The following is a 17,736-nucleotide window of genomic DNA, read 5'->3' on the forward strand; positions in this document are numbered from 1 at the left end:
ACCTTTTTTGATGAATTAAAGCGTGTAGTTATCAGACCACTGCTCAAGAATGTGTTGGTAAGGCTTAATAAAGTACGCTTCGGTAAAGCGACCCTGTTCAATTGCCAGTCGGCTACGCTCTTCCCGGTCATAAACAATTTTGGTTAATGAATGATCCTGCTGGTTCAGATCCGGTCGGTAGTACAGTCCCGCCGCCGAGTTTGCGTTATAAATTTCCGGGCGATAGATTTTCTGGAACGTCTCCATCGTGCTGATGGTGGCAATCAGCTCCAGATCGGTGTAATCACTCAGCAAATCCCCGGTAAAGAAGAACGCGAAAGGCGCCACGCTGTTTTCCGGCATGAAATAGCGAACCTGCAGGCCCATCTTCGCGAAGTACTGTTCCGTCAGCGACTCGCCATCCGGCTGATACTCAATGCCCAGCACAGGATGCTGGTTGCCGGTGCGGCGGTAGGTGTCTTTGCTGGAGACGCTCAGGCAGATCACCGGACCCTTGCTGAAGTTCTCTTTGTATTCCGGCGAATTGACAAAGTGGCGGAAAATATTGCCGTGCAGTTCGCCAAACTTTTCCGGAATGCTGAAGTGCTGCTCGTTCTTGTTGTGTTCCAGCAGGCGCACGCTGAAATCATAATCCCGCACGTAAGAAGAGAAGTTATTTCCGACGATGCCAGGGATACGCAGGTTATTTTTTTTGTCGACAATAGTGGTTTGTAATATCTCAATGGCCGGGAACGGTTTTTCCGCGCCAATGTTCAAATCGACAGAGATGATTTCAAGCTCAACCGCGTAGCGATCGGCGTTGGGGTTATCCCAGCGCGCTAAGGCGTTAAAGCGGTTGTTGATCATCACCAGCGTATTGCGCAGGTTTTCCTGACGCTTTTCCCCGCGCGCCAGGTTGGCAAAGTTGGTGGTCGTACGCGTATTTTCTGACGGGTTGTAATTCTCATCGAAGCAACTGCGCTTAAGGGTATATGTGAAAGCTTTGCTCATTGTGGTTATGCGTCCTAAGTTCATGTTGCTAAGAAGTTGCCGATGCATAATTTATGCCTGAGCCCGCGGCGCAGGGGAAGTGACTTAATTTCAATGCAACATGAGGGAAGTTCATGAACGGACTGCGATGGTTATCTGCTTCGTGATTGTTCAGGTAGGTTTGGGAAGAGAGAGGCTGGTTGCAAATACAACCAGCAATTGATGTTGCGGATTTCAGTTCACCGTATCAATCAGCGCGGACAACAATTCGCTGAAGTTAACATGTGTTTCAATGGCATAATCCGTCGATGCTTTATCACGGATCTCGAAACAGTCATCTGTGAAGTTGTAGGCAAACACGGACATACCATCTTCACCGATGAGTACCTTGTCAGTAAGGTTCGGATCAACATAGCTTTCGTTGTCACGTATTTCAAAGTTACGAATGTAGATATTCGACCATACGGGTTCACCGTTCTCCGCCTGCACCAGGCTGTACAGCGTCAAACCGTTATACTCAAGTCCATCCATGATTTCGAACATACCAGAGTAGTCCAGCCGGTTAATGATCAGGTGTTGGATATCGTCGTAAACTCTTCTCTTCTGAGCATCCCATACAGCAGGGGCGGCTTTGTGCATCAAGTCTGCCATTACGTCAGGATCTACTGGGTTGGCTACCGGGAAATTATTGTCAACCAGGGAAGGTGCGAACAAGTCCCTGATATGAGATCATGTTTGTCATCTGGAGCCATGGAACAGGGTTCATCATGAGTCATCAACTTACCTTCGCCGACAGTGAATTCAGCAGTAAGCGCCGTCAGACCAGAAAAGAGATTTTCTTGTCCCGCATGGAGCAGATTCTGCCATGGCAAAACATGGTGGAAGTCATCGAGCCGTTTTACCCCAAGGCTGGTAATGGCCGGCGACCTTATCCGCTGGAAACCATGCTACGCATTCACTGCATGCAGCATTGGTACAACCTGAGCGATGGCGCGATGGAAGATGCTCTGTACGAAATCGCCTCCATGCGTCTGTTTGCCCGGTTATCCCTGGATAGCGCCTTGCCGGACCGCACCACCATCATGAATTTCCGCCACCTGCTGGAGCAGCATCAACTGGCCCGCCAATTGTTCAAGACCATCAATCGCTGGCTGGCCGAAGCAGGCGTCATGATGACTCAAGGCACCTTGGTCGATGCCACCATCATTGAGGCACCCAGCTCGACCAAGAACAAAGAGCAGCAACGCGATCCGGAGATGCATCAGACCAAGAAAGGCAATCAGTGGCACTTTGGCATGAAGGCCCACATTGGTGTCGATGCCAAGAGTGGCCTGACCCACAGCCTAGTCACCACCGCGGCCAACGAGCATGACCTCAATCAGCTGGGTAATCTGCTGCATGGAGAGGAGCAATTTGTCTCAGCCGATGCCGGCTACCAAGGGGCGCCACAGCGCGAGGAGCTGGCCGAGGTGGATGTGGACTGGCTGATCGCCGAGCGCCCCGGCAAGGTAAGAACCTTGAAACAGCATCCACGCAAGAACAAAACGGCCATCAACATCGAATACATGAAAGCCAGCATCCGGGCCAAGGTGGAGCACCCATTTCGCATCATCAAGCGACAGTTCGGCTTCGTGAAAGCCAGATACAAGGGGTTGCTGAAAAACGATAACCAACTGGCGATGTTATTCACGCTGGCCAACCTGTTTCGGGCGGACCAAATGATACGTCAGTGGGAGAGATCTCACTAAAAACTGGGGATAACACCTTAAATGGCGAAGAAACGGTCTAAATAGGCTGATTCAAGGCATTTACGGGAGAAAAAATCGGCTCAAACATGAAGAAATGAAATGACTGAGTCAGCCGAGAAGAATTTCCCCGCTTATTCGCACCTTCCTTAGTAAACACTGAATAAACAATAAACAAGGCTCAGGCAACAAAACGCCATACCTACTTCTCTGGCACACGCTCCGCAATTCCCGCTATAATCCCCAAAATTTCCAACCGGTTTAGAAACAATCATGACAAAACTCACCTTACAAGAGCAGATGCTGAAAGCGGGCTTAGTCAGCAGCAAAAAAGCGGCGAAAGTGCAGCGCACGGCGAAGAAATCACGCGTTCAGGCGCGCGAGGCTCGGGAAGCGGTAGAAGAGAACAAGAAAGCGCAGATCGAGCGCGACAAGCAGCTGAGCGAGCAGCAGAAGCAGGCCGTGCTGGCAAAAGAGTTTAAAGCGCAGGTGAAGCAGTTGATTGAGATGAACCGCATCACCGTGACGAGAGGCAACATCACCTTTAACTTCACCGACGGCAATCTGATCAAAAAAATCGAGGTCGACAAGCAAACCCAGGCTCAGCTGATCAACGGCCGTCTGGCGATTGCTCGTCTGGTCATCAACGCCAGCGGCGACTGCGAATACGCGATTATTCCGGCGGTGGTGGCCGATAAAATTGCCCAGCGCGATGCCGACAGCATCGTGTTAAACAGCGCGCTCAGCCAGGAAGAGCAGGACGAAGACGATCCGTACGCGGACTTCAAAATCCCTGACGATTTGATGTGGTAAAACGCATTCAGAACGGGGCGGCGTGACGGGCGTTAACCGGCTCTCCGCTCACGGGATGAATAAAATTCAACTCGCTGGCATGCAGCATCAGCCGGGGCGCGTCTTCCGCCCCCGGCGCTTCAAGACCGCCATACAGATCGCAGCCCAGAATCGGGTGCCCCAGCTGCTGGCAGTGAATACGCAGCTGATGGGTTCGCCCGGTCTCCGGTATCAGTATCACCCGCGTTAACGGCAGTCCCGTACTCTGATAAAACCGTTCCACCACCCGATAGCGGGAGCGGGCGGGTTTTCCGTTGAGGGCGCAGATCGACATCAGCGGGAACAGCGCCGGGTCTTTGGCAATCGGCGCGTCTATTATTCCCTCGTCGTTTTCCACATGGCCACAAAGCAGGGCGCTGTAGGCTTTCTCCACGCTGCGCTGGCTGAACTGCTGGCACAGCGCCGCGTTGATGGCCTTATTGCGCGCAACCACCATCAGCCCGGACGTGCCAAAATCCAGACGGTGTACCAGCGTGCAGCCGGGGAACGTCTGGACCAGACGATAATGGACGGAATCAAGGTTTTGCGGATTTTTGCCCGAGAGGCTGAGCAGACCGGAAGGCTTATCGATCAGCAGCAGATGTTCATCCTGCCAGAGGATCTGAATGTCGTCGTGACACGGTGGAGCAATAAAAGAATCAATAATCGCAGACATCAGGCCGCCCGGCTGGAGAGTGGGAGCGGATGATAACGAAATGCGGGGAAAAGAAAAACCCTCCCACCAGGCGGTGAGAGGGCAAAATCTTAGGCTGCTACCAGGCTGTCGATGGCGGCTTTCGCATCGGTCTGCGCTTTGGTCGCCACTTCCGGACCGTAAGCGATACCTTCAGCGAACACGAAGTTCACGTCAGTGATGCCGATGAAGCCCAGGAACAGGCTCAGGTACGGCGCAACCAGGTCGGTTGGGGTGTCTTTATGGATACCGCCACGGCTGGTCAGTACGATCGCACGTTTACCTTTCACCAGACCTTCAGGGCCGTTCTCGGTGTAGCGGAAGGTTACGCCAGCGCGCGCCACCAGGTCGAAGTAGTTCTTCAGCTGGGTAGGGATGTTGAAGTTGTACATTGGGGCGTTGATGACAATAACGTCGTGCGCCTGCAGCTCAGCAATCAGCTCGTCGGACAGGGCCAGCGCTTCCTGCTGACGTGGAGACAGTGGTGCATCGCTTGGGCGCAGCGCGCCAACCAGCTCGCCGTCCAGCACAGGAATTGGGTTTGCAGCCAGGTCACGCACGGTGATTTCGTCAGCGGAATGCTGTTCACGCCACTGTTCAACGAAGTAATCAGACAGCTGACCAGACTGAGAGTACCCTGCCAGAATACTGGATTTCAAAACTAATACTTTGCTCATGGGTGATTCCTGTTGTTGCATTTGATTGAAGGGGGATGCCCCGTTGCCTGTTGACACTCTATTCACAATCCTGCCACAGAGATAGCGCAATATATCGAAGCCTATGTTCGAATTTTTTGAATAAGGCGCGAAAGACGTCAATGTGGTACTCTATAGCAATCATTAAAAAGAGAGTTTATCAGGGCGTGTACTGCCTTTTAACGCTATGACAGAACAACAAAAATTAACCTTCCCGATGCTCCTGCAACAGCTTGATTCTCTGATGCTGCGCGATAAACAGCGCTTTGCCCGCCGTCTGCACGGCGTGAAGAAGGTTAAAAATCCTGATGCACAACAGGCCATTTACCAGGAGATGGCGAAAGAGATTGAACAGGCGGCAGGGAAAGTTGTGCTGCGCGAAGCCGCGCGTCCGGCAATTACCTACCCGGAAAACCTGCCCGTCAGCCAGAAAAAACAGGACATCCTTGAGGCCGTTCGCGACCACCAGGTGGTGATTGTCGCGGGGGAAACCGGCTCGGGGAAAACCACCCAGCTGCCGAAAATCTGTATGGAGCTGGGACGCGGGCTAAAAGGGCTGATTGGCCACACCCAGCCGCGTCGACTGGCGGCGCGCACCGTGGCGAACCGTATTGCCGAAGAGCTGCAGACGGAGCCGGGCGGCTGCATCGGTTACAAGGTGCGATTCAGCGACCACGTTAGCGATAACACCATGGTCAAGCTGATGACCGATGGTATTCTGCTGGCGGAAATCCAGCAGGATCGCCTGCTGATGCAGTACGACACCATCATCATTGACGAAGCGCACGAGCGCAGCCTGAACATTGACTTCCTGCTCGGCTACCTGAAAGAGCTGCTGCCGCGTCGTCCGGATCTGAAAATCATCATCACCTCCGCGACCATCGACCCTGAGCGCTTCTCAAAGCATTTCAACAATGCGCCGATTATCGAGGTGTCAGGACGCACGTATCCAGTTGAAGTGCGCTATCGCCCGATTGTGGAAGAGGCGGATGATACCGAGCGCGACCAGCTGCAGGCTATCTTCGACGCCGTTGACGAGCTGGGCAACGAAAGCGCGGGCGACATCCTGATCTTCATGAGCGGCGAGCGCGAAATCCGCGACACCGCCGATGCGCTCAGCAAGCGCGACCTGCGCCACACGGAGATCCTGCCGCTTTACGCGCGCCTGTCAAACAGCGAGCAGAACCGCGTATTCCAGCCGCACGGCGGGCGACGTATCGTTCTGGCGACCAACGTGGCGGAAACCTCGCTGACCGTGCCGGGGATTAAATACGTTATCGACCCGGGCACGGCGCGCATCAGCCGCTACAGCTACCGCACGAAGGTTCAGCGGCTGCCGATTGAGCCGGTCTCTCAGGCTTCCGCCAACCAGCGTAAAGGCCGCTGCGGCCGCGTGTCGGAAGGGATCTGTATTCGTCTTTATTCCGAAGATGATTTCCTGTCGCGTCCGGAATTTACCGACCCGGAAATTCTGCGTACCAACCTGGCGTCCGTTATCCTGCAGATGACCGCGCTGGGGCTGGGCGACATCGCGGCGTTCCCGTTCGTCGAAGCGCCGGACAAACGCAACATTCAGGACGGCGTGCGTCTGCTGGAAGAGCTCGGCGCCATTACCACCGACGAGCAGGCGACGGTTTACAAGCTGACGCCGCTGGGCCGCCAGCTCAGCCAGCTGCCGGTGGATCCGCGCCTGGCCCGTATGGTGCTGGAAGCGCAAAAGCACGGCTGCGTGCGCGAGGCGATGATCATTACCTCGGCGCTCTCCATTCAGGACCCGCGCGAGCGTCCGATGGACAAGCAGCAGGCGTCTGACGAAAAGCACCGTCGCTTCCACGACAAAGAGTCCGACTTCCTCGCCTTCGTAAACCTGTGGAACTATCTCGGCGAGCAGCAGAAAGCGCTCTCCTCGAACCAGTTCCGCCGCCAGTGCCGCGTGGATTTCCTCAACTACCTGCGCGTGCGCGAGTGGCAGGATATCTACACCCAGCTGCGCCAGGTGGTGAAAGAGCTGGGCATTCCGGTCAACAGCGAGCCGGCGGAGTACCGCGAGATTCATATCGCGCTGCTGACCGGCCTGCTGTCCCACATTGGGATGAAGGATGCCGAAAAGCAGGAGTATACCGGCGCGCGCAACGCCCGTTTCTCCATCTTCCCGGGTTCCGGCCTGTTCAGGAAGCCGCCGAAATGGACCATGGTCGCGGAGCTGGTGGAAACCAGCCGCCTGTGGGGACGCATTGCCGCGCGTATCGATCCGGAATGGGTCGAGCCGGTGGCTCAGCACCTGCTGAAACGCTCGTACAGCGAACCGCACTGGGAGCGCGCGCAGGGCGCGGTAATGGCGACCGAGAAAGTGACCGTTTACGGCCTGCCGGTGGTCGCCGCGCGTAAGGTCAACTACAGCCAGATTGATCCGGCGCTCAGCCGCGAGCTGTTTATCCGTCACGCGCTGGTAGAGGGTGACTGGCAGACGCGCCATGCCTTCTTCCGCGAAAACCTGAAGCTGCGCGCGGAAGTGGAAGAGCTTGAGCACAAGTCCCGCCGCCGCGACATTCTGGTGGACGACGAGGCGCTGTTTGAGTTTTACGACCAGCGTATCAGCCACGAGGTTATTTCCGCTCGCCATTTTGACAGCTGGTGGAAGAAAGCCAGCAAAGAGACGCCTGACCTGCTCAACTTCGAAAAGAGCATGCTGATTAAAGAGGGGGCGGAGTCGGTCAGCAAACTCGACTACCCGAACTTCTGGCATCAGGGCAACCTCAAGCTGCGTCTGACCTATCAGTTTGAACCGGGTGCCGACGCGGACGGCGTGACCGTTCATATTCCGCTGCCGCTGTTAAACCAGGTCGATGAGGGCGGGTTTGAGTGGCAAATCCCCGGCCTGCGCCGAGAGCTGGTGATTGCGCTGATCAAATCCCTGCCGAAACCGGTGCGCCGCAACTTTGTGCCTGCGCCAAACTATGCGGAAGCCTTTTTAGGCCGCGTCACGCCGCTGGAACTGCCGCTGCTGGACGCGCTGGAGCGTGAGTTCCGCCGCATGACCGGCACCACCATCGACCGCGAGGACTGGAACTGGGATCAGGTGCCCGATCACCTGAAAATCAGCTTCCGCGTGGTGGATGATAAAAACAAAAAGCTGCTGGAAGGACGTTCGCTGAGCGAGCTGAAAGAGTCGCTGAAAGGGAAAGTTCAGGAGACGCTTTCTGCGGTGGCGGACGACGGTATCGAGCAGAGCGGGCTGCATATCTGGAGCTTTGGTCAGCTTCCGGAAAGCTACGAACAGAAACGCGGTAACTATAAGGTCAAAGCCTGGCCTGCGCTGGTGGACGAGCGCGACAGCGTGGCGATCAAACTGTTCGATAACCCGCTGGAACAGCAGCAGATGATGTGGCGCGGGCTGCGTCGCCTGCTGCTGCTGAACATCCCGTCGCCGATTAAGTATCTGCACGAGAAGCTGCCGAACAAAGCCAAGCTCGGGCTGTACTTTAACCCGTACGGCAAGGTGCTGGATCTGATTGACGACTGCATCTCCTGCGGCGTGGACAAGCTGATCCACGAGGCGGGCGGTCCGGTCTGGACGGAAGAGGGCTTTGCTCAGCTTCATGAAAAGGTGCGCGCGGAGCTGAACGACACCGTGGTGGAGATTGCCAAACAGGTCGAGCAGATCCTCACCGCCGTGTTCAATATCAACAAGCGCCTGAAGGGGCGCGTGGATATGACGATGGCGCTGGGGCTCTCGGACGTGAAGGCGCAGATGGCGGGGCTGGTCTATCGCGGCTTTGTCACCGGCAACGGCTTTAAGCGCCTGGGCGATACGCTGCGCTATCTGCAGGCGATTGAAAAACGTCTGGAAAAAATGGCTATCGACCCGCACCGCGATCGCGCGCAGATGCTGAAAGTGGAAAGCGTGCAGCAGGCGTGGCAGCAGTGGCTTAACAAGCTGCCGCCGGCGCGCCGCGACGATGAAGACGTGCAGGCGATCCGCTGGATGATCGAGGAGCTGCGCGTCAGCTTCTTTGCCCAGCAGCTCGGTACGCCGTATCCGATTTCGGATAAACGTATTCTGCAGGCGATGGAGCAGATCTCCGGTTAAAACCCTTGCCCGGTTTTCTCCCTCTCCCTGTGGGAGAGGGTCGGGGTGAGGGCATCAGGCCGCACAATTTTCACCCGTTCACCATTGCCAGCGTAAACCCATCCCATCCCTTAACCCCCACCGTTTGCAGCGCGGTGGCGGTTAAGCGCGGGTTATCCCCAATCATCTCGATAAAACGGCGCACGCCCAGCACGCGCGCGTCGTCGCTTTGCCCGTTAACCACTTCGCCATCGCGCACCACGTTATCGCCGATAATCACCGTACCCGGGCGGGAGTAGTGAAGCGCCCACTCCAGATAGCCGGGATTGTTTGGCTTATCGGCATCAATAAAGATCAGGTCAAACGGCGTAACGTCACCTAGATTTTCGAGTGAATTCAGCGCCGGGCCTTCAATCAGTTCAATGCGATCGTTCAGCCCCGCGAGATGAATATTCTGGCGGGCAACATCGGCATGCGTCGGGTCAGCCTCGAGCGTAACCAGCTTTCCGTCCGGCGGCAGGGCGCGCGCCATCCAGATTGAGCTATAGGCACCCAGCGTCCCGATCTCAAGAATGCGTCTTGCCTGGGTCATGCGCACGAACAGCGCCAGCAGTTGACCCTGATTGGCCGCAACATCGTGTTCGGGTAGCCCGGCGCGCTTGTTGTTTTCCAGTACCTGACTCAGCACGTCATCGTCAGGGATAAGCGAAGAAATCATGTAATTATCTACTGCAGACCATTGTTGTTGCATAGATTGACTCCTTGGATTTTTCTCCCTCTCCCTGTGGGAGAGGGGCGGGGGGAGGGCATCAGCGCGCAAGGCGGTTCATGCATTCTTCCAGCCGCCGCCCAGCGCCCTGTACAAATCGATCTGCGCCAGCAGCAGATTATTTTTCACCTGCACCACGCTGGTCTGCACCGAGTACAGCGTGCGCTGCGCGTCCAGCACGTCCAGATAGGAGGAGTAGCCGTTGCGATTGCGGTTCTGCGCAATGCGCAGCGTCTCCTGCGCCACCTCCTGCTGGGCAAGCAGCTCCGTCAGCTGTTCCTGATAGTGCGTAATAGCATCAAGGCTGTTGTTCACTTCGGCAAACGCGTTACGCACGGTTTTTTCATAGGCGTACAGCGCCTGGTTACGCTGGGACTGGGAAATATCCACCTGCGCATTCAGCGCCTGGCGGTTCAGCAGCGGGGCAAGAATACTGCCCCCGACGCTCCAGAGCTGAAGCGGGTTGTCCAGCAGGCCGGACAGGGTGCGATCCTGTATCGATCCTGTCGCGGTCAGGTTGATCGACGGCAGCAGGCTGGCGCGCGACGCGGCAAGCGAGGCGTCTGCCGCAACCAGCTGTCGTTCGGCCTGAACGATATCCGGTCGACGGTTCAGGAGCGTAGAAGGCAGCTGTGACGGCAGCGTCAGCGGCGTCAGCGCCTCAAAGCTTTCGCTGCGCGCTACCGCGCCGGGATTGCTTCCCAGCAGCAGGCTCAGGGCGTTCTCCTGCTGTGCAATCTGATGCTGCAGCACGGGAACCTGCGCCCGCGTTGAGCGGAGTTCGGAATCCGACTGCATCAGCTCCAGACGCGAGCTGTAGCCCGTCTCAAACTGACGTTTCGCGAGCTTAAATGCCTCTTCGCGTGATTTCAGCGTGGATTCGGTCACGCGCAGCTGTTCGTCAAGCGAGAGCAGGGTGACATACCCGGACGCAACGGAAGACGCGACGGTCAAATCCGCGGCGGCGGCGGCGGCTTTTTGCGCCTCCAGCGAGGCTTCAGCGGCATTGGCCGTGCTGCGGTTGACGCCCCAGATATCCACGTCATAGCTCGCCGTCAGGCTACCTCTGTACAGCGTGCCGTAGACCGGCAGCCCGGTCGCGGCAGATTGCGAACGGGCGCGCGTCCCCGTTACGCCCGCGTCAAGCGACGGAAACAGGCTGCCGTCGGCCGCAAATACCCGCGCCTGATACTCGTTAATTCGTTCGCGGGCGATCAGCACGTCGCTGTTGTTCTTTAACGCCCGATCCACGTAGCGGTTGAGGCTGTTGTCATGAAAATTGCGCCACCAGAGCTGCTCTGCCGGGCTGGCAGGGCCGGCGTCAGCACGCCACTGGGTGGGGATGTGCAGCGTCGGCTGCGCCGGTTTTACGTCGACGGACTGGCATCCGGCGAGCATTACCGCCAGCACCAGACCGGCTATCGGGTGAAGGGTCATTGTTTGCCCTCCCGCGTATCAATGGTCACCTGCACCGACATGCCAGGACGCAGCAGGGCGGACTCCTCAGGCTTGCCGAGGACCTCGATGCGCACCGGAATACGCTGGGCGATTTTGACAAAATTGCCGGTGGCGTTGTCCGGCGTGATGGCGCTGAATTCAACCCCGGTTGCCGGCGAAATGCTCTCCACGCGGCCCTGATACGCTTTGTTGTTTAGCGCATCGACGGTGAATTTGACAGGCTGACCAACGCGCAGCTCCGCGAGCTGGGTCTCTTTAATATTGGCAATGACCCAGTGCTGAGGCGGGACGAGGGTGGTGAGATGGGTCCCTGCGGTTACATACGCCCCGAGACGCACGGCAATCTGGCCGAGCTGGCCGTCGCGCGGGGCGGTAATTCGGGTGTTTTGCAGGTCAATTTGCGCCAGCTCCAGCGCCGCTTTCGCATTTTCGACATCCGCCTCCAGCGCGCCGCGGTTCACAATTACCGTCTGCAGATCCTGACGCGACATCTCAAGCGAGGCTTTGGCCTGCTCGATATCGGCGCTGCCCTGGGCCGCGCTGGCCAGCGCCGCGTCGCGCTCGCGAATGGAAAGCGATCCGTCAGCCGTCAAATCCTTCACCCGCTTTAAATCCGCCTGGGTTTTCAGGCTCTGGGCGCGGGCATTTTTCAGCGCCGCGTCGTTTTTGGCGATCGTCGCTTCGGCGCTTTTACGCTGCTGCAGGTTGTTATTGAGCGCGGCAATTTTCATCGCCAGCTGCGCCTCGGCCTGATGCACGCGCTGACGATAGATACGGTCATCAATCTGCAGCAGCAGGTCGCCTTTTTTAACCCGTACAAAGTCCTGAACCTTCACCTCGGTGATATAGCCATTCACCTGGGGACTGATGAACGTCGTCTGACCGCGCACGTAGGCGTTGTCGGTAAACTGCGCGTGGCGGGTGAACGGCGGCAGCTGCCACGCATAAAGGATCACCAGCACGCCGACAATACCGATGGCGGCGGCGGTGAAAACGGAAACAATGCGCACATTTTTGCGGGTGTTGGCCTGCTCTTTAGCGGCATCCTGCTGACTCATAAACTCTCCAGAACTATTTCAATTATTTATTGCCGGTGGCGTTCTTAAGCGCCATACGGGCAGTGATGCGCAGGCGCAGCAAGCGCCATAAAATCCAGACCAGCGTGGCGGCAGCGATGCTCGCCGTCAGCAGATAAGTATCGTTGTAGGCCAGAATATTCGCCTCAAGCGTGGTGACCGTTTGCAGCTGCGTTATCGCCTGCGTCCCCAGCAGCGAACTGTCGCCAATCAGGCTTCGGTACATCTGGGTATAAATCTGGATACGCTCGTTGACCAGCGGATTGAGCGTGGTGAGCTGGTCCGCCAGCAGGCTGGAGTGGTACTTCTCGCGCCAGGTCTGGAAGGTTCCGAGGATCGCGGAGCCCAGCAGGCCGCCGAGGTTCTGACTCATGCCGAACATCACCGAGAAGCTGACCAGGTTACGCGGATCTGCAATCACCCCGCCAATGGCGGCCAGCATGGCGGGTGCCAGGAAGAAGGCGCTGCCGAAACCCAGCAGAAACTGGCTTAGCATCAGCTGATCCGGCCGGGTCAGGTTGTTGGACTGGCTGTCCAGCAGCGAGGCAACAATCATCAGCGCCAGAGAGGTGATGATTGGCCACGCAAGTTTCGTCGGCTTGATGGTCAGACAGCTGGTGACGATCCCGCAGACGATCCCGGCGAAAATGGACCACGCCAGGTGGGTCATCTGCTCATTCTGTAACCCCACGTACTGCAGCCAGCCGATGACGCCGGTGTTTTGCTCTGCCAGCACGATGCGGATCAGCAGCATGATGAGCCCCAGACGGACGATGCTGCCGCTCGACAGCCAGCGGGTGTTCAGCAGCGGGTTGGCGCGGTTATGTTCAAAGACGATGGCGGCCACAATCAGCACCAGCGATAGCGCCAGCGACCAGCCGATCCACGGCGCCTCGAACCACCAGTCAAGGCGGCCCAACGAGAGCACGGCGCAGAGCAGGGCCATTCCGGGGGCCATTAAAAAGAAGGTGATGAAGTCTTTCTTCTCAAAGACCTTGCGCCGATCGCCCGGCGGCAGCTTTAAGGCTATCACGCAGGCCAGAGAGATCAGCGCCAGCCCGAGCTCGAAGAAATAGAGCCCGCGCCACTCGTCCAGCTGCAGCAGTTCGGTCGAAAACAGGCGGGCCAGAGGGATAGCGAGCGAGGACCCGGTAATCCCGATGGTGAGCGCCTTCAGGCGGTGTTTCGCAGGCCAGGCCTGGATCTGATAGTAAATCCCCAGCGAGCTGAGCGCGGCGGCCACCATCCCGTGCGCGGCGCGCACCATCAGCGCCGAGCTGAGATCGTTAACGAACAGGTGGAAAAAGGTCACCAGCACGTACAGCACCAGAAAACCTTCCGTGAAGGCGCGCAGACCGTACTGCTGGCGGAACTTGACCAGCAGCAGGTTGATAGAGATGTTGGTCATGACGTAGACCGCGGGCAGCCAGGCGATTTCGGTCGACCAGGCCCCGAAGGTCCCCTGCAGATTTTGCAGGTTGGCGGTCACCACCGCATTTCCCAGCGCCCCCGTCAGGCACACCAGCAGGCCAACGACGCCGTAGGCAATGCGTTTTGGCGTAGTGTGCTCGGGTGTGGAAGGCGAACCCAGCAGGGCGGGTTTCTCATGTGGCTGCCACTCGCGAGGAGCATAAGGGTCGCGTTCGGGCAGGCGCATAACGTCGTTTACCTTAGAAATAATTGAATAATTAGCGGGCTAGCGATTCTACGTCTGCCGCAAATGATAATTCAAGTGAATATGATTTACGCATGTTAATCAAATGTAGAAGGGAAGTTTAAGGAAAAAGAGCGGCCCGAAAGTCGGGCCGACAACGATCAGAGATGTTCGGGCTGTGCCTGCAGGAGTGACGCTCGCTTAACGCGGCTGGCGCAGAAAATCGCGATTAGAGAAATGGCTACCGTGACGGCAAGATACCAGGCCACCGGAACCCAGTCGCCGTCATATTTTGCCAGCAGTCCGGTGGCAATCAGCGGCGCGGTACCGCCTGCCAGCGCGGCACCCAGCTGATAACCGAGCGTAATGCCGGTGTAGCGTACGTTTGCACTAAAAATTTCAGAGCACAGCGTGCCGAGTACCGCCGTTACCGGTGCCCACAGCACGCCAAAGGCGATGACCGTCGCGAGCACAATGCCCCAGGTTGTACCGGTATTGAGCAGCATAAACCACGGCACGATAAACAAACCCAGGATGATGACGCTCGCGGCATACATGCGTTGGCGGCCAATTTTATCCGAGAGTAGCCCCATTAACGGGATCATAACCGTGGCCACCAGGGCTCCCAGCGTCACGGCTTCCAGCGCCTGAGACTTTTGATACGTCAGCGTCGTGGTGGCATAGCTCACGACAAACGTCGAGAAGATGTAGAACGGTGCGGTTTCTACCACCTTCAGACCGGCGGCAATCAATACTTCGCGCCAGTGGTGTTTCAGGGTATCGCGCAAAGGCGCTTTCGCCACCTGGCCCGATTGTTTTACCTTCTTGAAATCAGGGGTCTCGTCGATGTCCTTACGGATCCACAGGCCGAGCAACACCAGAACCGAACTCAGCAGGAACGGGATGCGCCAGCCCCAGGAGAGGAAATCCTCCTCGCTGAACAGGGTCATCAGTGAGACGATAAAGGTCGCCATCAGCATGCCGATGGTGACGCCCGCCTGCGGAATACTGCCGAAGAAGCCTTTACGTTTTTCGGGCGCGTATTCGTAGGCCAGCAGCAGCGCGCCGCCCCATTCACCGCCAATGCCCATCCCCTGAATGATACGCATCAGGATCAGCAGAGCGGGCGCCCACAGGCCAATCATTTCATACGTGGGCAGCAGACCGATCATGACGGTTGCACCTCCCATCAAGGAGAGGGTAAGAACGAGAGTTTTTTTACGTCCGATGCGGTCGCCAATATGAGCGAAAAGTACCCCGCCAATGGGACGAATAAAAAAGGTTAATGAGAAAGAGAGATATGAGAGGATGAGCCCGATAACCGGATCGACCATCGGGAAAAAGATCTTATTGAAGACCAGCGCGGCCGCCGTGCCGTAGAGAAAATAGTCAAACCATTCAATGGCGCTCCCGGTAAGGCTGGCGATTAATACCTTCTTATTTTTTCGTAATACCGTCGTCGTACTTTCATGTTCTGTCATGACCTGAAACCCCGCCACGTTGATGATGTATGAGGTGTCACCTGGCGCGCTTCAGGTGCAACCTGTGATGATGAAAAAGGTTGTAAAATTGTTAAGCAACTTAGGGTTGGATGTTGTATTTGGCAAGCTCATGGGGGATGAAACTGGTCAGATCACGGTGAAATAAGCAGCGTTGGGTGCTTTTGCAGAGAGTATGTGCAACATGATGTTTTGTATGATGGAAAACCAAAAGCATAATATGCAGGTGCAACCCGATTGTTTTTGGATATTTCTGGTTATTTCAGAAAATGACAATTTGGGCGATAAAACAACGTCTGGTTTCAGAGTCCGTCTCTGCGTTATCGGTAAGAAGCCGCTACCCTGAAGAGACATAAAGGAGGAGTTCACCATGGTTCAGCCCCATTTTCCCATCCTGCCGGATGCCACGCTGGCGGCCATCAATACTGTCGGTGAATGGCTGGCGCAGGATGACCTGAGCGGCAGCCGCCAGCCCCCGGACGTCGATGCGGTCATCCTGGCAGGGAACGCGGTGATCCCGACCATTGAGGCGGCCTGCCGTATTGCAGCGCAGAGAGACATCCCGCTCCTGATTAGCGGCGGTATTGGCCATTCAACCGCGTTTTTATATTCAGCTATCGGCAGTCATCCGCGTTATCACACCTTACAGGTCGAAGGGCGGGCCGAAGCGAGCATTCTTGCCGACATTGCGCGGGAGTTCTGGCAGATCCCCGAGACGCGCCTGTGGATTGAGGATCAATCTACCAACTGCGGTGAGAACGCGCGTTTTAGCTGGAATATGCTGAAACAGCATCAGCGCGCAACCGGGCGGGTGTTGGTGGTGCAGGACCCGACGATGCAGCGCCGAACGATGGCGACGTTTGCCCGCGTTTGTCGGGATGAACCCGCGTCACCGCACTGGATTAGCCATCCCGGGTTTACGCCAGCGCTGCACAACGGCAAAGAGGGCGTGGAGTTTAGCGAGGTCAATAGCGGACTCTGGCCCGTTGACCGCTATCTGTCACTGGTTCTGGGGGAGCTGCCGCGTTTGTATGATGACGTTAACGGCTATGGCCCGGCCGGGCGGGATTTTATCACGCACGTTGACTTTCCTGAGGGGGTGATTGCCGCGTGGAAACAGCTGCAGCAGGACCCGGTTCTGAAGGGGGCGCGTAAGATAATCTAAGCACGGAACCATTCCCTCGCCCCATTGGGGAGAGGGTTAGGGTGAGGGGGAAATCACAGCGCCGCAAACTTATCCAGCGTCCGCACCAGCTGCGTCACGAAACCGTACTCGTTGTCATACCACGCTACCGCTTTCATCAGCTGCAGCTCCCCCGCTTCTGACACCTCCGTCTGCGTGGCGTCAAACACCGAACCGTAATGCGAGCCAATCACATCGGACGAGACAATCTCTTCGTCGGTATACCCGAACGATTTATTGCCTTGCGTCGCCTTTTTCAGCGCGGCGTTGATCTCCTCGACGGTGACTTTCTTGCCGAGAATCGCCACTAGCTCGGTGACCGAACCCGTTTTTACCGGCACGCGCTGCGCGTGACCCTTGAGCTTGCCGCTGAGCGCCGGGATCACCAGACCGATGGCCTTTGCGGCACCGGTGGTGTGGGGAATAATATTCTCTGCCGCCGCTCGCGAGGCGCGAAGGTCTTTCCCGCGCGGACCATCCACCAGCGCTTGCGTACCGGTATAGGCATGAATGGTGGTCATGGTGCCCACTTTTATTTCAAACGCATCGTTCAGGGCTTTCGCCAGCGGGGCGAGGCAGTTGGTGGTGCAGGATGCGACGGAAATAATGGTGTCACTGGCGTCAATGGTGTCGTCATTCACGCTGTAGACGATGGTTTTCATCTCACCCGCAGGCGCGGAGATCAGCACTTTCTTCGCGCCGGCGTCCAGGTGCGCCCGTGATTTCTCTTCAGAGGTATAAAAGCCGGTGCACTCCACGACGATATCTACGCCTGCGGCTTTCCACGGAATGTGCTTCGCCTCTTTTTCGGCGTACACCGCAATGGTTTTGCCATCAACAATCAGCGCATCCTCGGTGAAATCGACGCTCCACGGGAAGCCACCGTAGTTGGAATCATGCCTGAGCAGGTAGGCCAGCACTTTCGGTGAGGTGAGGTCGTTGATGGCGACGACGGTATTGCTGTCCTGGGTTTCAAGAAGGCGACGCAGTACAAGGCGCCCAATGCGTCCAAAGCCGTTAATGCCAATTTTACTCATGGTGTTCTCCTGTAAACGTGTCGATGCGACAGTTTGAACTCATCCAGGCTTAGACCA

14 protein-coding genes are annotated in these 17,736 nt (G+C 56.9%); 4 read left to right on the forward strand and 10 right to left on the reverse strand.

Going from position 1 to position 17,736, the window contains the following annotated elements:
* Positions 1 to 15: 15 nt before the first annotated feature.
* On the reverse strand, positions 16 to 990 hold the full coding sequence (locus tag ACJ69_RS06315) for a DUF1852 domain-containing protein (protein ID WP_054830314.1): 975 nt from the start codon (positions 988 to 990) through the stop codon (positions 16 to 18).
* Between the two features lie 213 nt (positions 991 to 1,203).
* Complete coding sequence (locus ACJ69_RS06320) at positions 1,204 to 1,683, reverse strand: YrhA family protein (protein WP_407027163.1); 480 nt, start codon at positions 1,681 to 1,683, stop codon at positions 1,204 to 1,206.
* A 53-nt stretch (positions 1,684 to 1,736) separates the two neighbouring features.
* Here ACJ69_RS06320 and ACJ69_RS06325 point away from each other — a divergent pair, with 53 nt between their 5' ends.
* Positions 1,737 to 2,717 (forward strand): IS5-like element IS5 family transposase, encoded by a 981-nt coding sequence (locus ACJ69_RS06325; protein ID WP_000019402.1) that lies wholly within the window; start codon positions 1,737 to 1,739, stop codon positions 2,715 to 2,717.
* Between the two features lie 270 nt (positions 2,718 to 2,987).
* Positions 2,988 to 3,527 (forward strand): DUF2058 domain-containing protein, encoded by a 540-nt coding sequence (locus ACJ69_RS06330; RefSeq protein ID WP_047647828.1) that lies wholly within the window; start codon positions 2,988 to 2,990, stop codon positions 3,525 to 3,527.
* Positions 3,528 to 3,534: 7 nt separating this feature from the next.
* Here ACJ69_RS06330 and ACJ69_RS06335 read toward each other — a convergent pair whose 3' ends face one another.
* Positions 3,535 to 4,221 (reverse strand): RluA family pseudouridine synthase, encoded by a 687-nt coding sequence (locus ACJ69_RS06335; protein WP_059346697.1) that lies wholly within the window; start codon positions 4,219 to 4,221, stop codon positions 3,535 to 3,537.
* A gap of 89 nt (positions 4,222 to 4,310) precedes the next feature.
* Positions 4,311 to 4,916 (reverse strand): FMN-dependent NADH-azoreductase, encoded by a 606-nt coding sequence (azoR, locus tag ACJ69_RS06340; RefSeq protein WP_008502313.1) that lies wholly within the window; start codon positions 4,914 to 4,916, stop codon positions 4,311 to 4,313.
* 205 nt (positions 4,917 to 5,121) lie between these two features.
* Between azoR and hrpA the strand changes: the two genes are divergently transcribed.
* Positions 5,122 to 9,024: an ATP-dependent RNA helicase HrpA gene (hrpA, locus tag ACJ69_RS06345; RefSeq protein ID WP_059346698.1), complete on the forward strand. Its 3,903-nt coding sequence runs from the start codon at positions 5,122 to 5,124 to the stop codon at positions 9,022 to 9,024.
* Positions 9,025 to 9,094: 70 nt separating this feature from the next.
* Here the strand turns inward: hrpA and ACJ69_RS06350 are convergent, their stop codons facing one another.
* From ACJ69_RS06350 to ACJ69_RS06370, 5 genes are all read right to left on the reverse strand, one after another.
* Positions 9,095 to 9,754, reverse strand: a complete 660-nt coding sequence (locus tag ACJ69_RS06350; RefSeq protein ID WP_054830121.1) for an O-methyltransferase — start codon at positions 9,752 to 9,754, stop codon at positions 9,095 to 9,097.
* Between the two features lie 75 nt (positions 9,755 to 9,829).
* Entirely contained in the window at positions 9,830 to 11,209 is a 1,380-nt protein-coding gene (locus ACJ69_RS06355) for an efflux transporter outer membrane subunit (RefSeq protein ID WP_059346699.1), read from the reverse strand.
* The gene (locus tag ACJ69_RS06360; RefSeq protein WP_059346700.1) at positions 11,206 to 12,288 is read right to left on the reverse strand and encodes an HlyD family secretion protein; all 1,083 of its coding nucleotides are present in this window, start codon (positions 12,286 to 12,288) and stop codon (positions 11,206 to 11,208) included. The genes ACJ69_RS06355 and ACJ69_RS06360 overlap by 4 nt, the downstream gene beginning before the upstream one ends.
* 22 nt (positions 12,289 to 12,310) lie before the next feature.
* On the reverse strand, positions 12,311 to 13,963 hold the full coding sequence (locus tag ACJ69_RS06365; RefSeq protein WP_047647823.1) for an MFS transporter: 1,653 nt from the start codon (positions 13,961 to 13,963) through the stop codon (positions 12,311 to 12,313).
* A gap of 158 nt (positions 13,964 to 14,121) precedes the next feature.
* Positions 14,122 to 15,441: an MFS transporter gene (locus tag ACJ69_RS06370; RefSeq protein ID WP_059347814.1), complete on the reverse strand. Its 1,320-nt coding sequence runs from the start codon at positions 15,439 to 15,441 to the stop codon at positions 14,122 to 14,124.
* A gap of 388 nt (positions 15,442 to 15,829) precedes the next feature.
* Here ACJ69_RS06370 and ACJ69_RS06375 point away from each other — a divergent pair, with 388 nt between their 5' ends.
* Positions 15,830 to 16,624, forward strand: coding sequence for a YdcF family protein (locus ACJ69_RS06375; protein ID WP_047647822.1), 795 nt, complete (start codon positions 15,830 to 15,832; stop codon positions 16,622 to 16,624).
* 53 nt (positions 16,625 to 16,677) lie between these two features.
* Here the strand turns inward: ACJ69_RS06375 and gap are convergent, their stop codons facing one another.
* Complete coding sequence (gene gap / locus ACJ69_RS06380) at positions 16,678 to 17,679, reverse strand: type I glyceraldehyde-3-phosphate dehydrogenase (RefSeq protein WP_054830120.1); 1,002 nt, start codon at positions 17,677 to 17,679, stop codon at positions 16,678 to 16,680.
* Between the last annotated feature and the right edge of the window lie 57 nt (positions 17,680 to 17,736).

Source organism: Enterobacter asburiae (assembly GCF_001521715.1).
Taxonomy (GTDB): domain Bacteria; phylum Pseudomonadota; class Gammaproteobacteria; order Enterobacterales; family Enterobacteriaceae; genus Enterobacter; species Enterobacter asburiae.